Source organism: Corynebacterium sp. zg254 (assembly GCF_024701495.1).
In the GTDB taxonomy this organism is placed as follows: Bacteria; Actinomycetota; Actinomycetes; order Mycobacteriales; family Mycobacteriaceae; genus Corynebacterium; species Corynebacterium zhongnanshanii.
Genome location: NZ_WIAR01000002.1, coordinates 110,251 through 130,345, shown reverse-complemented (window position 1 = coordinate 130,345; position 20,095 = coordinate 110,251). Strand labels below are relative to the sequence as shown.

Genomic DNA, 20,095 nt, shown 5'->3' with positions numbered 1-20,095 from the left:
TCTATGCCCGCTAGCCATCCCCGCGTCCTGGTTGTCACCAACGATTTCCCGCCGACCGTCGGCGGGATCCAGAGCTACCTGCGTGACTATGTGGCGACGTTGGATCCCTCCCGCGTGGTCGTGTTTGCCTCCACGCAGGACGGGGATGCCGCCACGATATTCGACGCCGAGCGCGCATACACCGTGGTGCGGTGGCCACGGACAGTGATGCTTCCAACACCCGCCGTGGCCCGCCGGATGATGCAGCTCATCCGCGAACACGACATTCACACCGTGTGGTTCGGCGCGGCGGCTCCGCTGGCGGTGTTGGCGCCCCAGGCGCGGCGCGCAGGCGCTCGCCGCATCATCGCCTCCACCCACGGGCACGAGGTCGGCTGGTCCATGCTGCCGGGCGCCCGGCAGGTTTTGCGCTATATCGGGCGCCACGTGGACACGCTCACTTATGTCTCCCGCTATGCCCGGAACCGCTTCGCCGGAGCCTTTGGGCCTGACGTGGGCTGGGAGCCCATGCCCGGCGGGGTGGACACCACGGTGTTCCGGCCGCAACCGGAGCTGTCGGCACAGCTACGCCGCCGCCACGGGCTGGAAGATGCCTCGGTGATCGTGGCCGTATCTAGGCTGGTGCCTCGAAAAGGGCAGGACACGCTGATCAAGGCACTGCCTACCATTGTGAAGCGCGTGCCCAACGCGCATCTGCTGCTGGTGGGGCCGGGGGACTATCGCTCGGCGCTGCGCCGTCTGGCTGTGACGCTGGGCGTCGAGGATCATGTGACGATGACAGGCCCGGTCGATTTCGCAGAATTGGCCGGGTACTACGGCGCGGGGGACGTTTTTGCCCTGCCCGTGCGCACGCAGCTGGGGGGCCTGAGCGTCGAGGGGCTCGGCATCGTGTTCCTGGAGGCTCAGGCCTGCGGGGTGGCCACGGTGGCGGGCAACGGCGGGGGAGCGCCGGAGACTGTGATTGATGGATCGACCGGGCTGGTTGTGGATGGCCGCAACCCTGAGCGCGTGGCTGACACACTGGCCGACCTGCTGAACAACCCTGAGATGCGGCATCAACTAGCTGACCGTGGCGTGACGGCGGTGAACCACGCGTGGACGTGGGACGCGCTGGGGGCTCAACTTCGCGCGGTGATCGCCGGGGACGGAGGCATTCCGCCGCGGCACAGCTGGAATGCAGCGGGCGACACGCTCGGTTCGGCACCTGTGACACGCGACTGATAGGATCGTTTGGTTACCCGCCGACGGACCTGTAACGCAGGGCAGGCCGCGGGGGAGAAGCGAGTAGTGATCGAGGGTAATGTGACGGACGAACTGACAATCGGCGTGGATATCGGAGGAACGAACTTCCGCGCTGCTGTGGTAGACGCCGAGGGGACGATCCTCGATACTGAGCAGCTGCCCACGCCGTCGAGCGTGTCCGCGCTGGAAGAGGCCCTCGAGTTGGCGATCGCGGAGCTTCGTGGGCGCCACCCGTCTGTGGTGTCGGTGGGCCTGGCTGTCGCTGGTTTCATCGACGAAACCCGCACGCGCGTGCGTTTCGCGCCGCACCTGCCGTGGCGCCATCAGGAGATTGTTCAGCGCCTCAGCGCCCGTCTCGGTCTTCCTGTGGTGTTGGAGCACGACGCCAACTCCGCCGCCATCGGGGAGCACGCCTTCGGTGCGGCACAAGGGGTGGATAATTGGGTTCTGTTCGCGCTCGGGACGGGCATTGGCGGTGCCGTGATGATCAACGGACGGATCTACCGGGGCGCGTTTGGCACGGCTCCAGAGTTCGGCCACTTGACGGTGATGCCAAAAGGGCGAGCATGTCCCTGCGGCAAGCGCGGATGCCTGGAGCGTTATTGCTCCGGGTCGGCCCTGGCGCTGGCGGCGCAGGACCTCATGGCCACGCGGCGCTACTCCGCGTCCCGACTGGTGGACGCCTATGCGAATAAGGCCGAGGAGCTCACCGGGCGGGTCATCGTGGATGCCGCACGGCACGGCGACGCCCTGGCGCAAGAGGCCGTGGACGAGGTGGCCACGTGGCTGGGACAGGGCTTGGGCCTGGTGCAAGACATCTTCGATCCCGAGCTGATCGTGATCGGTGGGGGACTGAGCACAGAGGCCGACCTGTTCATGGACACGGCGACAGCGGAGTTGGGGAGCAGCATTGTGGGCTCGGGCTACCGGCCCGTATCGCGCGTGGCAGCGGCACAGCTGGGGGGTGATGCGGGTATGATAGGCGTAGCTTTATTGGCCCGCCAGGAGGCTGGCGAGCGTACACATCGGCGTCACGAGGGAACATAACAAAGAACAATGCAGAATCGAACGTATTGGTGGCTGAAGCATGTTTTCATTGGTCCTTTCCTGCATGTCTGGAATAGGCCATTTGCCCGGGGAATGGACAAGATCCCCTCGGACGGTCCAGTGATCCTCGCCTCCAATCACCTGGCGGTGATGGACAGTTTTTACCTGCCGCTGATGGCTCCCCGCCAGCTGACCTTCCTGGCGAAGAAGGAATACTTCACCACCCCTGGATTCGTGGGAGGTATCCAGAAGTGGTTCTTCAGCTCCGTGGGGCAGGTCCCCATTGACCGCGCCGATAAGGACTCCCAGGATGCCGCCATGGCTACGGCCCTGGAGGTCCTCAAGAAGGGTGACCCGCTGGGCATGTACCCCGAAGGCACCCGCTCCCCGGATGGTCGCCTGTACCGCGGAAAGACGGGCCTGGCTCGCATCGCGCTGCAGACTGGCGTGCCGGTCTACCCCGTGGCCATGATCAACACCCACAAGGTCAACCCCATCGGCAGCTGGATTCCGCGTCCATTGCGTTGCGGGATGATCGTGGGAGATCCCATCGACCCTGCCGACTTCGCCGACCAGGGCGATGAGTACGCCCAGGCCCGAGCGCTGACCGACCGCATTATGGAGGAGCTCGCCGCACTGTCCGGCCAGGAGTATGTGGCGGACTTCTACGCGGCGGACGTGAAGAAGAGCCTGGAAGCCGGCCACGGCTACCCAGCAGGGTCCGAACCGCGGCGTTAGGCATCATGAAATACTTTTACGACACTGAATTCATCGAAGACGGCACCATCATCGACCTCGTATCCATCGGCGTGGTCTGCGAGGACGGTCGCGAGTTCTACGCCATCTCCACCGAATTCGATGAAACACGTGCTAACCCCTGGGTGAAAAAGCACGTCCTGCCCCAACTGCCGCCGCGCAGCAATCCCGCATGGATGGACCGGACAACCTTGAAGGCACAACTGTTTGAGTTCCTGGTGCCTCACCATGTCGAAGGCCGGCGCCTCCACGCGAACGAACGGCCTGAGTTGTGGGCATGGGTGGGTGCCTACGATCACGTGGCCCTTGCCCAACTCTGGGGTGACATGACAGGCCTGCCCCAGGAGCTCCCGCGCTTTACCCGAGAGCTGAAACAGCTCTGGGAAATGGCCGGGTCGCCCACGCTGCCAGAGCCCCCGACGAACGCGCACGACGCCCTGGCCGACGCACGTTTCAACGTGGTGAAATATCGTGCGTGTATGGAAAGCTGGCGTCGTAAAAAAGGATAAGAACGCGAAGCAGGCGACGGCGGCGACGGACGGTGAGATTACGTCAACCTTATCGCGGCATATGTAGGGGCAGTCCCGTATGCTTGGCATATGGCTTGGACTATTGACGCACCCCTAGAAGAACTCCCTGATCTGCCACCGTTGCCGGACTCTATTGCGGAGCGCCTGACAGACGCTTTGTCTCGTCAAGCCCTCCAGCAGCCCAGTTGGGATAAAGACCACGCATCGCGCGTGCGCCGCATCCTGGAATCGGTACCGCCGATCGTTGTAGCACCAGAAATCCGCCGCCTGAAGGAACAGCTTGCCGAGGTCGCACTGGGTAAGGCATTCCTCCTGCAAGGTGGCGATTGTGCTGAAACCTTCGAAGCGAACACGGAGCCGCACATCCGCGGCAATGTGAAGACCCTTCTGCAGATGGCTGTGGTGCTGACCTACGGCGCCTCCACCCCCGTGGTGAAGATGGGACGCATCGCGGGGCAGTACGCAAAGCCCCGCTCCGCGGACCGTGATTCCTCCGGTCTGCTGAGCTACCGCGGTGACCTGGTCAACGGCGTGGAAGCCACCGAGGAAGCCCGCAAGCACGACCCATCGCGTATGGTTCGCGCCTACGCGAATGCGTCGGCGGCCATGAACCTGGTGCGCGCGCTGACCACCTCCGGTACCGCTGACCTGTACAAGCTGCACGAGTGGAACCGCGAGTTCGTGGCGGAATCCCCAGCTGGAGCACGCTACGAGGCGCTGGCCCAGGAGATCGACCGCGGACTGGAGTTCATGACCGCCTGTGGTGTGTCCGACTCCATCCTGCGCACGGCGGAGATCTTCGCCTCCCACGAGGCGCTGGTGCTGGATTACGAGCGCTCTATGCTGCGCCTCGGCCACGACGAGCACGGCGAAGACGCGCTGTACAACCTGTCCGCACACCAGGTGTGGATCGGTGAGCGCACCCGTGGATTAGAAGACGCACACATCCAGTTTGCCTCCCTCATCGGTAACCCGGTGGGTGTGAAGATTGGCCCAACCACCACGCCGGAAGAGGCCGTGGCATACGTGCACAAGCTGGATCCGAACAACGATCCTGGTCGACTGACCCTCATTACCCGCATGGGTCACGACAAGATCCGCAGCGTGCTTCCCGCGATCGTGGAGGCTGTGGAGGCAACCGGCCACAAGGTGATCTGGCAGTGCGACCCGATGCACGGCAACACCTACACCGCGAACTCCGGTTACAAGACCCGCGACTTCGACAAGATCATCGACGAGGTTCAGGGATTCTTCGAGGTTCACCGCGCCATCGGTTCCCACCCTGGTGGAATCCACGTGGAGTTGACCGGCGAGGACGTGACCGAGGTTGTGGGCGGCGGCCAGTCCATCACCGATTCCGACCTTGCGTCCCGCTACGCCACCACGGTGGATCCTCGACTCAACACCCAGCAGTCGCTGGAGCTGGCGTTCCTCGTGGCGGAGATGCTGCGCGGCTAGCGATAGTTGACCGGCGAGCGGAAGCCGGCCGCTGGCTACAGCGTCTTGATCGTGACCGTAGCCCCCTTGGACGTCTTCGACATCGGACCAGGGGACTGCGAGTAGACAATGCCGCTCTTCTTGCCGTCGATGTCTACCTTGAAGCCCTGTTCCTTGAGCTTCTTCTTGGCGTACTCACCGGTCATGCCCAGCACGAAGGGGACGGTGGCTTCGCCGGATACGTAGACGGTGACCTTGTCACCCTTGCTCAGCCGGGTTCCTGCTGGTGGGTCGGTGCGGATCACGTGACCGGGTTCCACCGAGCCACCTTCTTCTTCCTTCACCTTGTCCACCTTTAGTCCGGCGTCCTGGATCGCGGCGGATGCGGAGGATTCCGATTCGCCTGCCACATCAGGAACCTCGATGGGCTGCGGACCCTTGCTGACATGCACCGTCACGGAGGACTGAGTTTTCACCGCCGTGCCGGGGGAGGGTTCCACGCGGACGATGCTGCCCGACGGGACCGAATCCGAGTATTCATCGTCGCCCGTGGCCCCGTTGAGGGTGAGCCGGTTGAGCCGTGAGATATACGACGCCGCAGTCTCGTCTTCGTTCAGCTCCGGCACAATGGGCTGGCCGAGAGACACCAGCATCACCACATCGCTGCCCTGAAGGACGCGATGGCCAAACGGCGGCTCGGTTTTGATGACGGCGCCGAGGGGGACATCATCCGAATACTGTTCGGTGACGGTGGTGTGGAAGCCCTCTTGCTCCAGGGAAGAGGTGGCGGCCACCCGGTCCATCCCCAGAACCGAGGGCACTTCGCCGTAGCGTCCGCTGGTGAGCCACCAGGCGCCGAGGGCCATGCTGACCACCAGCGCGATGACCACGAGCAGCCACACGACCGTGCGGGCGGTCGAGCGATTCGTGAGCGGGCGCGAGGCGGGTGCATTGGCAGGCCGTGGCGACGGAGGCACCGGGGTCTGCGCGGGCACAGGCTGGTGCGGCTGCGCCAGTGGGGCAGGGGAGGCCGCGGGAGCCGCGGCTGTGTCCTGCTGAGGCGTGGGTGCGACCCATTGGCGCGTTTCGTAGCGTTCGTAGGGGTCTCCGGCGGGCGGATCCTGGTCGTCGTCTGAGTCCGGCTCCTGATCCTCGGAAGGGATGGTCAACGTGCGTGTGGCCATGGACGCGTCATCCCAGGACTTGCGTTCACCGAAATCCGCGCGGGAGAGCGCTTCGGCCACCCTGGAATGCCGCGGCACGGGAACCTTAAACGGTGGGATCTCTAGTTCTTCTGCAACCTCCAGGAGATCCTCTAAGAACTCCTGGCCATCCACATAGCGCTGCTCTGGATCCTGGTGGCAGGCCGTGGCAACAATGTCGTCGAATTCCTGCGGAATTCCTTCTGCCAGGGTGGAGGGCAGCGGGACGTCGTTGTGGAGACGCGCCGTGGCGGTATCAATAGGGTTGGTGCCATTAAAGGGGGTTGTGCCCGTCATGAGCTCGAACATCAACACGCCGGCCGAGTAGACGTCGGAGGCCTGCGTGAGGTGCTTGCCCTGTACCTGCTCAGGGGAGAGGTACGCGGCCGTTCCGATGACCTGCCCGTGGGACGTGTCCGTGGACGTGCCAATGGCACGGACCAGCCCGAAGTCGGCGAGCTTCACATCGTGATCCTCGCCGATGAGGACGTTGTCCGGCTTGAGGTCGCGGTGGATCATTCCCGTGGAATGGGCCACCGCGAGTGCCGTGAGGACCGGTTTCATCACAGCCACTACCGCGTGCGGTGGCATGGGGCCGCGCTCCCGGAGCAGCTCGCGCAGCGATCCGCCTTGGACCAGCTCCATGACCAGGAACACCAATTCCTCCGCAGAGCCATCAGAGTTCTCCGCGGAATGCGCTCCGCGACGCTCCTCGATGAGCGTGGTGTCCACGCCTTGGTCGAACACATTCACCAAGGACGGGTGGGACAAGCGCGCCACGGCGCGTGCTTCGCGTTCGAAGCGGGTCCGGAAGGTGTTGTCATGAGCCAGCGCACTGTCCATGACCTTGACGGCAACCTCGCGGTCTAGGCGTGTATCGATAGCCGCATACACGGTGGACATGCCGCCTTGTGCGATAGCTGTGGCAATACGGTAACGGCCGTCCAAGAGATCGCCGGGGTACAGGGTAGACACGAGGTGAGTCGCCGATCCTTTCTAGCTTTGTGCGCTTTCTGGGGACATTCCTGGGGACAGGGGTGATGAATATCAAGGATACATGCACTAATGTGACAGCCGTGAACAATGAAACTGACTCAAACCCAACCGCTAGCTCGGCAGCTGAGGCTCCTCGGGCGTCCGTCGCACCGGTCGAAGGCTCGAACGTGGTGGTCTCCACCGCGGCAGTGGGCGGCATCCCTGAAGGAACGCGTCTGCTGGCGTTGCCGGACGCCGCGGAGAAGGCCGGGATCGTCGTCACCCGCCTGTTCGACATGCTGCGCAACAAGCAACTGATTGCTGTGCGCATCCAGGATGTCCGCTACATTCCTGAGGCCTTTTTCAATGAGTCCGGGGAGGTCAACAAGTTTGTACCCGGTGCCATCGCCTTGCTTTCCGATGGTGGCTACAACAATCAGGAAATTCTGGATTACCTCTTTACCGACGACGACTCGCTTCCCGGTCGCCCAGTGGACGCCCTGCACGGCCACCTTGCCCGCGAAGTGATGCGCCGCGCTCAGGCCATGGCTTTGTAACAAACGCCGCAGCGGCCAGCCACCCCATCACCACGAGCATGAGCAGCACCCACCACAGGGTATACAGGCGGTTGTTGCCGCCGCCGTCGAACATCATGCTCAGCCACATCACGAACACGGCAACCACGTACAGGCCCCGTGCCTCACGCACCCATAGGCCCACGAAGGCCAGGGCCGCAGCGTAGTACCACGGCAAGGTCACGGTGTTGAACACGCACGTGACCATGTACGCCAGCGTGACACCCTGAATCGCCCGCAGGGGATCGTGGCGGAACAACCACCACACGACCACCAGCCCCACCAGCATGATGGCGGTGGAGATGGGGCGCAACGCATCCACGATCACGTTGAACGTCAGCCCCGTCTCAAACGGAGACAAGAGTACCTGCGCAGTGGACGCGAGGAAGCTTGGAAGCGCCAACGGGTTAATGACCTTGGTATTGCCCGTGACCTGCGTGACCCAGCCCCAGGATTGACCGGAGGCCGCCGTGATGGCAGCCATCACGGCAACGGTGACCACCACGGCGAGCACGCCAGTCCATACAAGGGTGAGTAGGCGTCGGCCCGTGTCCACCACTGCACGCTGACGCAGCGCGCCGGGCGCGGGGAGGGACCCGGCGATGCGCGCGACCGTGATCCACACCAGGAACGGCAGGGCAATGATCGCGGTCGCCTTCAACGCCGTTCCCACCGCAATCAGCGCGGCACCCGCCACCAGCCCCGGCACGGGTTTCCAGGTCAGCGCCACCACGTAGCCGGTGAGTACCAGCGCCATCATCAGATTTTCGTTGTGCATGCCGCCCAGAAGATGGATCAGGCACAGCGGATTGAGCACACCAATCCACACTGCAAGGTCAGCGCGGGCGCCCATGTGCTCAGCCAGCCGAGCCACCGCCCACACCATCACCGCCACGCTGGCCAGGGACAGCAGCTTGAACGCCAGGACTCCCGCGGTGATGTTATCGCCCGTCACACGGGTGATGAGCTCACCAATCCACAGGTGCAGGGGCCCGTACGGCGTGGTGGTATTGCGCCAGTCCGCGCTGACCTCGAACAGCATCGGGCCGGGGTTGGCGGCTGCGCCGTGCGTGTAGGCGTCGATCCCATCGCGGGCCAGCGTCCCCTGCATCAGGTAAGAGTACACATCGCGGGACATCATGGGGCCGGCGAAGAGGAACGGGATCACCCAGCTGGCCACCGCGCGGCGTCGAAGGGGAGCGCCGTCGCGCCACATGTGGCCGCCCACGCTGATCCAGCTGACGATCAGTAGGGCGATGGCGATCCAGAACACCACCGTTAAAATGCCCTGCATGTGGCCGCTGGTGAAGGACGTGAGCCCCAGCAGGTGCATGATGCCACCGCGGATGCGCGGGGCGCCGACCGCATGCGAGCACAGCGCGATGATGATGCTGCCGACCAGCCCGATGGTGATGGCTGAGTCGTAACTGATCGCACGGAATCTGTGCGCCCAGTGGTCCAGCAGCGCACGGGTGAAGGATGTGCTTGTGGACGTGCTTGTGCTCATCGCACTCCACCTCCTGTGATGCGGCGTGCTGCCAGCGCGCCCGAGATAATCGCCGTTGGCACGCCCACGCCCGGGGTGGTGCTGGACCCGGCGACCACCAGGTTGTTGTAGCCAAACGCGGGGTAGTTCTTGGACCTAAACGGGCCAGTTTGGAGCAGGGTATGCGCCGCGGCAAACGGCGTGCCCGCACCGTACTGGTGCTCCCGGGCGTAGCTGGTGGGGGTGTCCACGCGGGCGATGGCGATGTTGTCTGCAATGCCGTGGTAGCCGCGCTGCTCCAGCACGTCCAGAATCTCGCGCACATAGTGCTGCTGCAGCACATCCCAGTCGATGGAGGCGGACTGCAGATTGGGCGCCGGCGCCAGAATGCTGATCGGCTCATAGCGCACACCGTTGTTCGTCTCCACGCGCTCAGGCACCGTGCAGGCCGGACGCGTGATCAGCAAGGAGGGATCGGACATGATCTTTCCCGCCCCATTCTTCGCGGTCAGCTCCTCAAATGTCTGATCCCACTGCTCACCGAAACTGATCGTGTGGTGCTGCTGGGACGCCCACTGCTCGCTGACCTCCGTGGGGATCGTCGCCTGAATAACCACCGCCGACGGCGAGTACGTGATCTTCTTCAGCGCATCCTGGCGCCCCAGCCACCCCGCCGTGATGGGGAGATCGACCGTGGAAATCACGGCGTCCGTTGCAATTTTTTCCCCCGACGCCAACTCCACGTTCGTTACGCTCACACTATCTGTGTGAAGCCGTGCGACAGGAGAGTTGAGACGCAACGTTCCCCCAGCCGTGGTGAATGCCTTGGCGAGGAACTCGGCGGTATCTCCAATGGAGAAGGACGGGTAATACACGCCCATGGACGTGTCCATGTGCGAGATGACGGAGTACACGGCCAAGGCCTTGCTGGGGGCGGTGCCCACATAGAGAGCCTGGAAGGTAAACATTCGTTCCAGCTCGGGGTCCTGGAGTTGCTGCGCGCACGCGTGGCCCAGCCGGCCGAACGCGCCGGCGGAGAGCAGCCGCAGCATCGAGGAGGCAGACGCCGGCGTGGCGACTACATCCAGGAGGCTATCGAAGTCCGAGGCAAGAAAATGCTCGTAGGCCAGGGTGAACATGGACTCGGCCCAGGCGCGGTGCGTGTCATAGCCGTCGATCAGACGTGTGACGTCCGGGGCAGTCTCACGGCACTGGAACTTGTCGGTGGCGAAGCGCCGCAGCTCCTTGTGCATGCTGTCCGGGTCGGAAAAGAGGGTGATGTGGCGGCCCGAGGCGAACTCTCCCCGGTACGCGGGCGCCAGGCGAGTGTGCCCCCATCGGGTGCCGTTATCCAGCACCAGGTCGCGAGGGTTGATACCGGCGGACGCGATGGCCGATTCCTCCAGCTGAGGCATGGTGAGAACGGTCGCGCCGGTATCAGCATAGAAGTCTCCATGGGCGGAAGTGAGGTGTTCGGTTCGGCATCGACCTCCCACACCGGAAGCTGCCTCCACGATGGTGACGTCCTTTCCCGCGGCCCGAAGCCTGAGACCAGCGGAAAGTCCCGAAAGGCCGGCGCCGATGATGAGCACACTGTTGGCGTCGTTAATACGTTTACGGGTGGTTGCGCGGGTCATCGGGATCAACGGGCGAGGGAGCTTCAGGTGCCGGCGATCGGAAACGGGGGAAGACTTAGGCATGGCGGGCGCGGTCCTTGGTGTGTCAGTGCTTCACGGCTAGAAGGGGGTGAAGGGCTAGCAGAGCTAGTAGGTTTAGAACGTTCGATGGGTGAGTGTTCGGGCAAAACGCGACAGTTCCTGGGTGAGCTCATCGGACAGGCTGGCGGTGTTGATCAGCTCGATGGCTCGGGAGGAATGCTGGTCGATGAGGCTTTCCACTCGGGAGGCAGCGCCCGTGTCATGGATGATCTGGCGCAGGGCATTGACGCTGTCCTCGCCGGCGTCGCCCGCAGGAATCGTTCCGAGGTGAGCGCGCAAGGTGCGTTCTTGCTCTGGCGTTGCCTGCTCGAGCGCGAAGTTGATGAGGGTGGTGCGCTTGCCGGAGCGTAGGTCGTCGCCGGAGGGCTTGCCGGTGACATCGGGGTCCCCGAACACACCCAGCTGGTCATCGCGGAGCTGGAAGGCCACGCCGATGTCGTGGCCGATCCGGCGGAGCCGGGTGATGAGCTCGTCCGGGGCGCCGGCGATCGACGCCCCGATGTGCAGTGGACGCGCCACGGTATAGGACGCGGTCTTATACGTGATGACGTCCATGGAATCCTCCACGAACTCGCTGCCGTTGGCCTCGAGCGCGATGTCGAGCATTTGGCCCGAGATCACCTCGGTGCGCATGGCACGCCATGGGCCGAGGGAACGGCGCAGGGCCTCTGCGCCGATGCCGGAGGTCGTGAACATGTCATCAGCCCAGGCCAGGGCCAGATCGCCGATAAGGATGGCTTGGCTGATGCCGTAATGTGCAGAGTCGCCCAGCCAGCCGTCGCTGGAATGCTGACGCTCGAAAGTGCGGTGGGCGGTGGGGTGGCCGCGCCGGGTATCAGATTTATCGATGATGTCATCGTGAATCAGGGCGCAGGCCTGGATGAACTCCAGAGAGGAAATTGCGGTCAAAGCACTGTCTGCGGTGAGCGTGTTGTCTGCGGTGGATGGGGCTCCTGGAGAGGCGGACGGGGTGTGACCGCCGGCTTCTAGACCCGCTTTGACGCCCGCCCAAGCGAAGGTGGGGCGGACGCGCTTACCCCCAGAGGTGACGAAATCGCTGAGTACAGTGATGGCCTGGGAGACCAGGGGGTTGATGTAGGAAAACTCTTCGTGAGAATCGACAAAGTACTGATGGAGGCGCGTATTCACTGCCTGCGGAACGTCCTGCAGTGGTGATTGAAGTGTCCAGTTCTCTCCAAGAGTGCTCATGCTTAGTGATTCTAGTGGTCTTGGGTGACAACTGTAGAACCCCTCACGACATGGTGTGGTGCCAGCCTAACGCCACTAGACAGCTCTGTTCAGCTAAGATCTGTGGGTATGCCTCCAGTAAGTAGACAAGTAGCAGTCTCTCAAGCCATATCGTCCCAGGTGCCGGGCCGTATTCCCTTTTCCGTGGAGTTCATGCCGCCCCGAGATGACGCGGCGGAAGAGCGTTTGTGGAATTGCGCGGAAGCCTTCCACGATTTGGGTGTGAGCTTTTGTTCCATCACCTACGGAGCTGGAGGATCTACCCAGGAGCGCACCCTGCGCGTGGCATCGCAGTTGGCGGCCAAGCCACTGACGACCCTCATGCATATGACGTTGGTGGGGCACCGCCGTGACGAGCTCGTGGAGCTAATTGAAACGTTCGCCAAGGAAGGCCTGTCGAATCTGCTGGCATTGCGTGGTGACCCGCCGGGGGATCCGAATGCCGATTGGATTCCGACGGAAGGCGGATTCACGCACGCAGTCGAGCTCATCGAGCTGGTGAAACAGACTGAGGCTACGCAGCATTTCGACATCGGCATCGCCAGCTTCCCCCAGGGGCACTACCGTGCGATTGACCTGGAGCATGACACGAAATACACGCTGGAGAAGCTGCGCGCGGGAGCGGAGTATTCCATCACCCAGATGTTCTTTGATGTTGATGACTACCTGCGCCTGAGGGATCGCCTGGCTGCGGCAGATCCGGAGTTTGGAACCAAACCGATCATCCCGGGGCTCATGCCTATTACGTCTATCCGTGGTGTGCGTCGGCAAATGGAGCTTGCTGGGTGCTCGCTGCCGAAGCCGCTGGAGGAGAGGCTGATGAAGGCTGCGGCGGGCGATGAAGTGGGCAATGCTGCGGCGGTGCGCGAGGTGGGTATCGAGATCACTACGGCGATGGCCGAACGTTTGATCAGTGAAGGTGCGCCGGATCTCCACTTCATGACGATGAATAATGTTCACGCCACCCAGGACGTGCTGCACAACCTGGGCATGGCACCGGCGTGGGGGCCGGATCTCGGTCACGACGCGGTGCGGTAGCGCCGAAGAATGCCGAATGGGCGAGGGTCCGAAGGGAAATAGAAATCCCTGAGGACGTCCTGGAAACCTAGTTTGCGGTAGAGCTTCCAGGCGGCGTTATCCTCTCGGGGTACTTCCGGGGTGGAGAGCATGACGGTGTCCTGGGGAGTTCGGGTTAGGACGTCGTGGAGGAGAGCTTCGCCGATACCTCGGTGTTGTGCGGTGGGGCGCACGTGGATTTCGGACAGCTCGGCGTAGTCGCTGAGCTCCTTCGCTACGGCTTCGGGGGAGTGGCCGTGGATTGATAAGCCGCGTGCGACCTGCTGGTACCACCACGAATCGGGAGTTCCCTTAAAGCAGTAGGCCACTCCGGCGACGCGTTGCCGCGGATCGGTGATGTCGGGTGCGGAGGTGCTGTGGTGGATGAGCGCCATGCTGCAGGTGAAGTCTTCGCGGTGGGCATTGGCGATCCACAGGTTTCTGCGAGACAGGTGTGCGCTGGAGGGGTAGCGCATGGCCTGGAGATGGATGTCGATCAATTCATCAATGCGATGGATGAAGTGGCGTGCGTCAGCCGTGACGATGGAGACGGTGACGGAGGCGTCCAGATCGGGTGGGGTCATAGTTGTCTATAGTGCCAAATCTCTGTGATGTGCCACCAAGGATTGCTGAAATATAAACTATCGAACAAGTGTTCTATTTATGTGGATTAAGTGAGGAGGAGTGTAGGGGCTGAGCTCTAGCGTATGGGTAACGCTTCTGAACGGCAGAACATTCAGTAAGGCTGACCGGAGCGAGTTGCGAAAAAGTACAGAGCGCATGGTGTACAGCGAAAGGTAAGGAGTGATCACAATGGCTACTCGGATGAGTGCGCGGGCACGCATGGCTTCAGCTCGAGCATTTGTGGAGGATGCAGAACGTCAGCTGGAGTTGGCGCGTGCCGAGCTGCGTTGTGATCAGTCGGTGGTCTACTCCTATCGCGCGGCGCTGCGCGCCGCCGGTGCCTTGATCCAGTGGGCGGCGCAGGATCGACAACGAATCCCTCAGGGGAGCGCATGGGATAAGTTGTCCAAACTAGATCCGGAAATGCAGCCGTGGGTAGAGGAGTTTCGCACACTGGCCCGCTTATCCTCGCGCGCGGACATGGGGCTAGAAAAAGGTATTTCCCCAGAGGTGGCCCACTCCATCTATGTTCGGGTGTGTGCGTTTGTGGATGTGGCCAGGGGGAACGTGAAGTACTTGCCGAACGTCGCATAAGTGCGCGGTGCTGTAGGCTGGGCGTTAGTGCGGTTCCTGCGCAGTTACCCCCGCAGCGGGGAACAAAATAAGTGGCCTCACCGTTAGATAATGCAGAGGCTGCTGCCATACACACCGACGGTGCACATGATCGGCACTGCGGTAGGCGAAACGATATCAAAGGAGGTAGGCGATGGCTCTTTCTGAGCAAGAACAGCGCATGCTCGCGGAGATCGAGAAAGCGCTCATTGCTGAAGATCCGCGGCTTGCTCGACAGGCGACCAAAGCTCACAACGAGTCCAGCTTTAACTTCAGTATTCAATCCATCGCCCTTATGATGCTGGGGCTGCTCGGCCTGATCGGCGGCATTGCCTTGGCACAGAACTCTCTCTGGTTCGTCTCCATCAGCATTCTTGGCTTCCTGATTATGTTCGCAGGAGGGCTGCTGGCATTCGGACGCCCATCGACCTCGTCTCAGAAGAAGGCCTCCGCACCACAAGCAAAGCTGAACCTCTCCGCCTCAGGCAAGAAAGGTGGTTTCGGAGACAAGATGGAAGATAGCTTCCGCCGCCGCTTCGATAGGTAGGGCCGAACTCTAGAAAGTTAGAGCCGAACTCTAGAACGGTATCCACAGAAAACCTCCCGGTCTATACCGGGAGGTTTTTTGCTGCGCTCCGTGCTGGTGGAGTCTGCGATCCTGACAGTGGCCCCACAGGCTAGGAAAAATTCCCCACTTTCCCCCACGAACTCAATCATGTACTCTTGAGGCAGCTCATGAACGTTTTTAGCTTGCGAGCCCTTCCGGAAAAACCTTGAGAAACGCCGCTGTATGGTGGCTTTAGGTCGACTAGGTGGGGTAAAGTGGGGCACGTTGCTGCGGATGGTGGCAACGCAGTGAAAACTTCATAGAGCGAGATGCATTAGTTGTTGGTGTGCTTATCGTCGCCCGGGTGAGGAAAGGAGAACCCCACGTGTTCTTCGGTACTTTCACGCCCAAGTTGGATGACAAAGGCAGGCTGACGCTTCCGGCGAAGTTCCGCGAAGAACTCTCCGATGGGCTCATGGTGGTGAAGGGGCAAGACCGTTCACTGGCTGTGTACCCCAGGGAGCAATTCCTCCGCCGTGCGAAAAAGGCCTCGGCGGCCTCCCGCACCAACCCCCGTGCCCGAGCCTTCGTGCGCAACTTGGCAGCGAGTGCCGATGAGCAGACCTTGGACTCTCAGGGGAGGATCTCAGTCTCCATTCCTCACCGGGCATACGCCGGGCTGGAAAAGGACTGCGTGGTCATCGGCAACGTGGACTTCGTTGAAATCTGGGATAGCAACGCGTGGGCTGAGTACAGCGAGGCTCATGAAGAGGATTTCTCCGCAGGAGATGACGAATCCTTTGCCGAGTTCCTCTAAATGCAGCTCGAAGAGTGTGCTCAGGCCCTCACCCGCATGGACGACGTGACGCTTGGTTTTCTTCCCCAATATCAAGCCCACACCCAGGCTGGTGAGGCCCTGTCCACACTCTGAGCACTCTCGCTTACAGAAAAGTAACTCACTCGTAGTACACGCCTCCGCTTATCCCGCCCATCGGAGACCAGTGCAGAAAGGAGGGCAACGCCATGGCCCCACAGCGCCAAGACCCGCACCACGGGCATGTTCCCGTGATGCGCGATCGCATGGTCGAGCTGGTGGGCCACGGCCTGCGCGCAGCGACTGCTCCAGAATCCCCCGTCATTATCGACGGAACCCTCGGATCCGGCGGTCACTCTGAAGCATTCCTGACAGCGTTTCCTGACGCGATCGTGGTGGGCTTGGACCGAGATCCACACGCCCTGGCGGAAGCGAGCGAACGTCTCGAGCCTTTTGGCGACAGGTTCTGCAGCTACCACACACGTTTCGACAACGTCAGCGAAGCGCTGCATGGACTCGTGGACGCGGGGCAACTGAGTGAGCAGGTACTACACACCGGAGTCTCCGGCTTCCTCTACGACCTCGGAGTGTCCTCCATGCAGTTGGACCAGGCTCCCCGTGGGTTTTCCTACAGCGTGGATTCCCCGCTGGACATGCGCATGGACCCGCAGATCAGCCTGACCGCAGCGGAGATTCTGAACACCTACTCCCACGGCGATCTGGCTCGCATCCTCAAAACCTACGGTGATGAGAGGTTCGCCGGGAAGATCGCCTCTGCGGTCTTGCGCGAACGGGAGAAGGAACCCTTCACCCATTCGGGCCGGCTCGTCGAGCTGCTCTATGCCACCATTCCCGCCGCATCCCGACGCAGCGGGGGACACCCCGCCAAGCGGACATTCCAGGCATTGCGCATCGAAGTGAACGCGGAGCTGGACGCCATTGAACACGCCATCCCCAACGCCACCGGGTGGTTGCACACCGGCGGCGTGGGCGTGTTCATGAGCTACCAATCGCTCGAGGACAAGCTAGTCAAAAAGGGACTTAAGGACCTGAGTACCTCGCGATCTCCCCAAGGCCTTCCCATGGAACTTCCGGGAACTGAGGCGCCGTTCGAGTTCCTCACCCGAGGGGCCGAAAAGGCCTCCGAGGAGGAAATCGACCGAAACTCTCGTGCCGCCCCGGTACGCGTGCGCGCTGTAAGGCGCATCAGCGACGGAGGGCACACAACATTCCCTATCGACGACGGCAACGCACACACGTAAACCACTACAACAACACACCGTGAGGACTACACTATGGCAGCAACTGTGACCCCAGAAGCAACCCGCAGGGGCGCTGCAGAGACCACCGGCCGACCGCTGCGCCGCTCTGTTGACCGCGCCGCCTACGACCGTCCTTCTGCCCGGAGCGTACGGACTCACACAACGCATGCGGACACTCGTATCGATTCCCCTAGGCGCACCGGCACCTCGAGGAACGCCGAAGCGCTGAGGCGCCCCACGCGCAGCCGCTCTAGCCGTCTGGGCTCCCGCCAGCAGGTATCCGTCCGTGGCCGGCGTGTCACGGCGGTGAAGGACAACTCGCGTCTGGTGAAGCTCGTGGCGCTTCCTGTGCTGGCGTTCGTGCTTGGCATCGGTGTGGTGATGTGGATTTCCGGTTTGGCGACAGCCCAGTCCTTCCAGTTGTCCGCCGCTCAGAAGCACTCGACCACACTGGCCAACGAAATTGAAAGCCTGGAGCGCGACGCAGAAGTGGCCAAGTCCGGCGCCACGATCGCGAAGGAAGCAGCGAAGCTGGGAATGGTCGCACCCGACCAAGCCGGTGTGATCGACGCCCAGGGTGCAGAGGCTGCGACGGTACGCGAGCCCGGCGTCGGAAAGGATAAGGAGATTACGGACGTCAACAGCGACGCACGTCCTCGCGGCGCCACCTCCAACCCCGATAAGACGGCGAACGTGGAGGGACTGGCTCCGCAGGAAGCTGTGGTTGCCGGCGTGGGCGCTCACATCGCCTCCAACACGGGCGGACTGCCCTACGACAACCGCACGGCACCGCGCGGCCCAGAGGCAGCCAACCCTGCACCACCTGCACCGGCTCCAGCTCCTGCCGCACCCGCCCCAGCTGCTCCTGCGCCAGCTGCGGGTCACCCAGCCCCACCTGCTCCCGCCGCGCCACCAGCGTAAAGGCCACCACGAGCAGAAATAGGACACGCCGGGTGCAAATGACCCGGTGTCCTGCGTTAAAACAGGGGACAATACGAACGTGAAAAAGGAGGCTGGAAGCGTTGAGCTCTGAGTCAGGCGATCGCCGAAGGACGCATCCCCGCGCCGTTGAAGGCAACTCGTGGAATATTCTGGACACGTCCGGAGCCCGCTTCAACCAACGCGTTCAGTTCGTCATCGGTGTGATCCTGATTCTGCTCGTCGCGATGATCCTGCGCCTCATGTGGGTGCAGCTGATCCAGGGGCCTCAACTGTCGATCCAGGCGCAATCCCAGCGCACTGCCATCATCACTGACCCTGCGCACCGCGGGAAGATCATCGACCGCAATGGTCAGGTCATGGCCTACACGATGGAGGCGCGCTCCCTGTCGGTGAACCCCACGCGGCTGGAGGAGTACATCGCGGAACGCCACCGGCTGTACCCGGATGACGTTCCAGAGCCGCAGCAGCGCATCAAAGATATCGCCAAGACTCTGCCGAAGATGATTCACGACGAAGGTGACGACATCAAGGAAGAGGACTTGCTGAAGAAGCTGACCTCCGACAACACCTACGAGGTTCTGGTGCGTAACGTCGATCCGGATGTGGCTCAAAAGGTCGCGGAAGAGTTCCCGGAGATTACCTCCGAGCGTCAGGATTTGCGCCAGTACCCCAATGGTGCGGTGGGGGCGAACGTGATTGGCAAGATTTCTACGGATAATCAGGGCCAATTTGGTTTGGAATTGTCGCAGGATTCCCGACTGCAGGGTATTAACGGCTCCCGCACCGTGGATGTTGCCGGTGATGGATACTTGATTCCTGGATCCACCCGCGATCAGCAGCCCGCCGTGGATGGGGACCAGTACCAACTGACGTTGGACATGAACGTCCAGACCTATGTGCAGCAGCAGCTGCAAACCGCGCGGGAGAAGTCGGGCGCCAAGTCCGCCTCTGCAGTGGTGATGGATGTGAAGACTGGCGAGATTATCGCCATGGGATCCTCGGATTCCGTTGACCCAAATGGCGACATCAAAAAACAGCTGGATAAGGGCAAGGTCTTTGGTGACCGCACCACCGCGGATTCCTTCGAGCCGGGTTCGGTGGCGAAGATCATGACGGCCGCCGCCTCCTTGGAAGAGGGCAAGACCACCCCGGATGAGGTGCTGCAGGTTCCGGGCTCCATCGACATGGCCGGCGTGACGGTCAAAGACGCGTGGGAGCACGGCACCACCGGCTTCACCACCACGGGTGTGTTCGGTAAGTCCTCCAATGTGGGTACGTTGATGCTGGCCGATCGCGTGGGTGAGGAAAAGATGTACGACTACTTCCGGAAATTCGGCATCGGACAGGCCGTGGATCTGGGTCTTCCCTATGAGACCTCAGGCTATATGCCGGAGCTGTCCCAATGGTCCGGCGGAACCTTCGCCAACCTGCCGATCGGCCAGGGCATGTCCATGAACCTGGTGCAGATGACCTCCATTTACCAGGCCATGGCCAATGGTGGTGTGCGCGTGGAGCCGACCCTGATTGAGAAGATCAATTCCGCGGACGGTTCGGACGTGCCGGTGGATGAGTCGAAGAAGACCCGGGTGGTGTCCGAAAAGACGGCCAAGACCGTGGTGGATATGTTCCGCGCCATCACCCAGTCCGACCCGGCGGGCGTACAACAGGGTAGCGGTGCTCCCGCTCAGATTGAGGGCTACCAAGTCTCCGGAAAGACCGGTACGGCGCAGCAAATTGATCCGGAGACGGGCGCGTATTCGATGTCTAAGTATTGGATCAATTTCGCAGGTATTGCCCCGGCCGATGATCCGCGATTCGTGATCGGTATTTCCCTGGATAATCCGCAGCGAGGAACCGATGGCGGCGCCGGCGGATCCGCGGCCCCGCTGTTCCATGTGCTGGGAACGTGGCTGCTGAACTACTACAACGTGCCACTGTCTGCAGATCCTGGCCCGCAGCTGTTGCTGGAGACACCATAGTAGGGGCGGCAGATTAGGATAATGAGCACAGGCAACCACGCAG

18 protein-coding genes are annotated in these 20,095 nt (G+C 62.2%); 13 read left to right on the top strand and 5 right to left on the bottom strand.

The features are described 5' to 3' along the window. Nucleotides 1-3 precede the first annotated feature (3 nt). From GC425_RS06220 to GC425_RS06200, 5 genes are all read left to right on the top strand, one after another. The gene (locus GC425_RS06220; RefSeq protein WP_151844395.1) at nucleotides 4-1,221 is read left to right on the top strand and encodes a glycosyltransferase family 4 protein; all 1,218 of its coding nucleotides are present in this window, start codon (nucleotides 4-6) and stop codon (nucleotides 1,219-1,221) included. 66 nt (nucleotides 1,222-1,287) lie between these two features. Further along, nucleotides 1,288-2,289 (top strand): ROK family protein, encoded by a 1,002-nt coding sequence (locus GC425_RS06215; protein ID WP_231699747.1) that lies wholly within the window; start codon nucleotides 1,288-1,290, stop codon nucleotides 2,287-2,289. A 9-nt stretch (nucleotides 2,290-2,298) separates the two neighbouring features. After that, entirely contained in the window at nucleotides 2,299-3,027 is a 729-nt protein-coding gene (locus GC425_RS06210) for a 1-acyl-sn-glycerol-3-phosphate acyltransferase (RefSeq protein WP_151844394.1), read from the top strand. Between the two features lie 5 nt (nucleotides 3,028-3,032). Beyond that, nucleotides 3,033-3,554, top strand: coding sequence for a polyadenylate-specific 3'-exoribonuclease AS (locus tag GC425_RS06205; protein WP_151844393.1), 522 nt, complete (start codon nucleotides 3,033-3,035; stop codon nucleotides 3,552-3,554). A gap of 90 nt (nucleotides 3,555-3,644) precedes the next feature. Next, nucleotides 3,645-5,033 (top strand): class II 3-deoxy-7-phosphoheptulonate synthase, encoded by a 1,389-nt coding sequence (locus tag GC425_RS06200; protein ID WP_151843067.1) that lies wholly within the window; start codon nucleotides 3,645-3,647, stop codon nucleotides 5,031-5,033. Nucleotides 5,034-5,068: 35 nt separating this feature from the next. Here GC425_RS06200 and GC425_RS06195 read toward each other — a convergent pair whose 3' ends face one another. Beyond that, on the bottom strand, nucleotides 5,069-7,189 hold the full coding sequence (locus GC425_RS06195) for a Stk1 family PASTA domain-containing Ser/Thr kinase (RefSeq protein WP_151844392.1): 2,121 nt from the start codon (nucleotides 7,187-7,189) through the stop codon (nucleotides 5,069-5,071). Between the two features lie 188 nt (nucleotides 7,190-7,377). On the opposite strand from GC425_RS06195, the gene GC425_RS06190 reads away from it, so the two are divergent. Beyond that, nucleotides 7,378-7,746 carry an Rv2175c family DNA-binding protein gene (locus tag GC425_RS06190; RefSeq protein ID WP_225723604.1) on the top strand — a complete coding sequence of 123 codons (369 nt, stop codon included), beginning with the start codon at nucleotides 7,378-7,380 and terminating at the stop codon, nucleotides 7,744-7,746. On the opposite strand, the gene GC425_RS06185 is transcribed toward GC425_RS06190, so the two are convergent. From GC425_RS06185 to GC425_RS06175, 3 genes are all read right to left on the bottom strand, one after another. After that, a complete protein-coding gene (locus tag GC425_RS06185; protein ID WP_151843069.1) occupies nucleotides 7,649-9,271 on the bottom strand; it encodes an alpha-(1->6)-mannopyranosyltransferase A in 1,623 nt (540 codons plus the stop codon). The two genes, GC425_RS06190 and GC425_RS06185, sit on opposite strands and share 98 nt — an antisense overlap. Beyond that, nucleotides 9,268-10,950 (bottom strand): phytoene desaturase family protein, encoded by a 1,683-nt coding sequence (gene crtI / locus GC425_RS06180; RefSeq protein ID WP_151844391.1) that lies wholly within the window; start codon nucleotides 10,948-10,950, stop codon nucleotides 9,268-9,270. Before crtI ends, GC425_RS06185 begins: the two co-directional genes overlap by 4 nt. Before the next feature lie 72 nt (nucleotides 10,951-11,022). Further along, nucleotides 11,023-12,177 (bottom strand): polyprenyl synthetase family protein, encoded by a 1,155-nt coding sequence (locus GC425_RS06175; protein ID WP_151843071.1) that lies wholly within the window; start codon nucleotides 12,175-12,177, stop codon nucleotides 11,023-11,025. A 108-nt stretch (nucleotides 12,178-12,285) separates the two neighbouring features. On the opposite strand from GC425_RS06175, the gene GC425_RS06170 reads away from it, so the two are divergent. After that, the gene (locus tag GC425_RS06170) at nucleotides 12,286-13,254 is read left to right on the top strand and encodes a methylenetetrahydrofolate reductase (RefSeq protein ID WP_151844390.1); all 969 of its coding nucleotides are present in this window, start codon (nucleotides 12,286-12,288) and stop codon (nucleotides 13,252-13,254) included. Here the strand turns inward: GC425_RS06170 and GC425_RS06165 are convergent. Continuing rightward, a complete protein-coding gene (locus tag GC425_RS06165) occupies nucleotides 13,236-13,856 on the bottom strand; it encodes an N-acetyltransferase (RefSeq protein WP_151844389.1) in 621 nt (206 codons plus the stop codon). The two genes, GC425_RS06170 and GC425_RS06165, sit on opposite strands and share 19 nt — an antisense overlap. Before the next feature lie 229 nt (nucleotides 13,857-14,085). Between GC425_RS06165 and GC425_RS06160 the strand changes: the two genes are divergently transcribed. From GC425_RS06160 to GC425_RS06135, 6 genes are all read left to right on the top strand, one after another. Further along, nucleotides 14,086-14,490 (top strand): SAV_6107 family HEPN domain-containing protein, encoded by a 405-nt coding sequence (locus GC425_RS06160; protein WP_151844388.1) that lies wholly within the window; start codon nucleotides 14,086-14,088, stop codon nucleotides 14,488-14,490. A gap of 172 nt (nucleotides 14,491-14,662) precedes the next feature. After that, nucleotides 14,663-15,055, top strand: a complete 393-nt coding sequence (locus GC425_RS06155; protein WP_151844387.1) for a DUF3040 domain-containing protein — start codon at nucleotides 14,663-14,665, stop codon at nucleotides 15,053-15,055. A gap of 385 nt (nucleotides 15,056-15,440) precedes the next feature. After that, nucleotides 15,441-15,872, top strand: a complete 432-nt coding sequence (gene mraZ / locus GC425_RS06150) for a division/cell wall cluster transcriptional repressor MraZ (protein ID WP_151843076.1) — start codon at nucleotides 15,441-15,443, stop codon at nucleotides 15,870-15,872. 206 nt (nucleotides 15,873-16,078) lie between these two features. After that, the gene (gene rsmH, locus GC425_RS06145) at nucleotides 16,079-17,131 is read left to right on the top strand and encodes a 16S rRNA (cytosine(1402)-N(4))-methyltransferase RsmH (protein ID WP_151844386.1); all 1,053 of its coding nucleotides are present in this window, start codon (nucleotides 16,079-16,081) and stop codon (nucleotides 17,129-17,131) included. 33 nt (nucleotides 17,132-17,164) lie between these two features. Next, nucleotides 17,165-18,052 (top strand): hypothetical protein, encoded by an 888-nt coding sequence (locus tag GC425_RS06140; protein WP_192930402.1) that lies wholly within the window; start codon nucleotides 17,165-17,167, stop codon nucleotides 18,050-18,052. Nucleotides 18,053-18,297: 245 nt separating this feature from the next. Beyond that, nucleotides 18,298-20,052: a penicillin-binding protein 2 gene (locus tag GC425_RS06135; protein ID WP_151844555.1), complete on the top strand. Its 1,755-nt coding sequence runs from the start codon at nucleotides 18,298-18,300 to the stop codon at nucleotides 20,050-20,052. Nucleotides 20,053-20,095 lie beyond the last annotated feature (43 nt).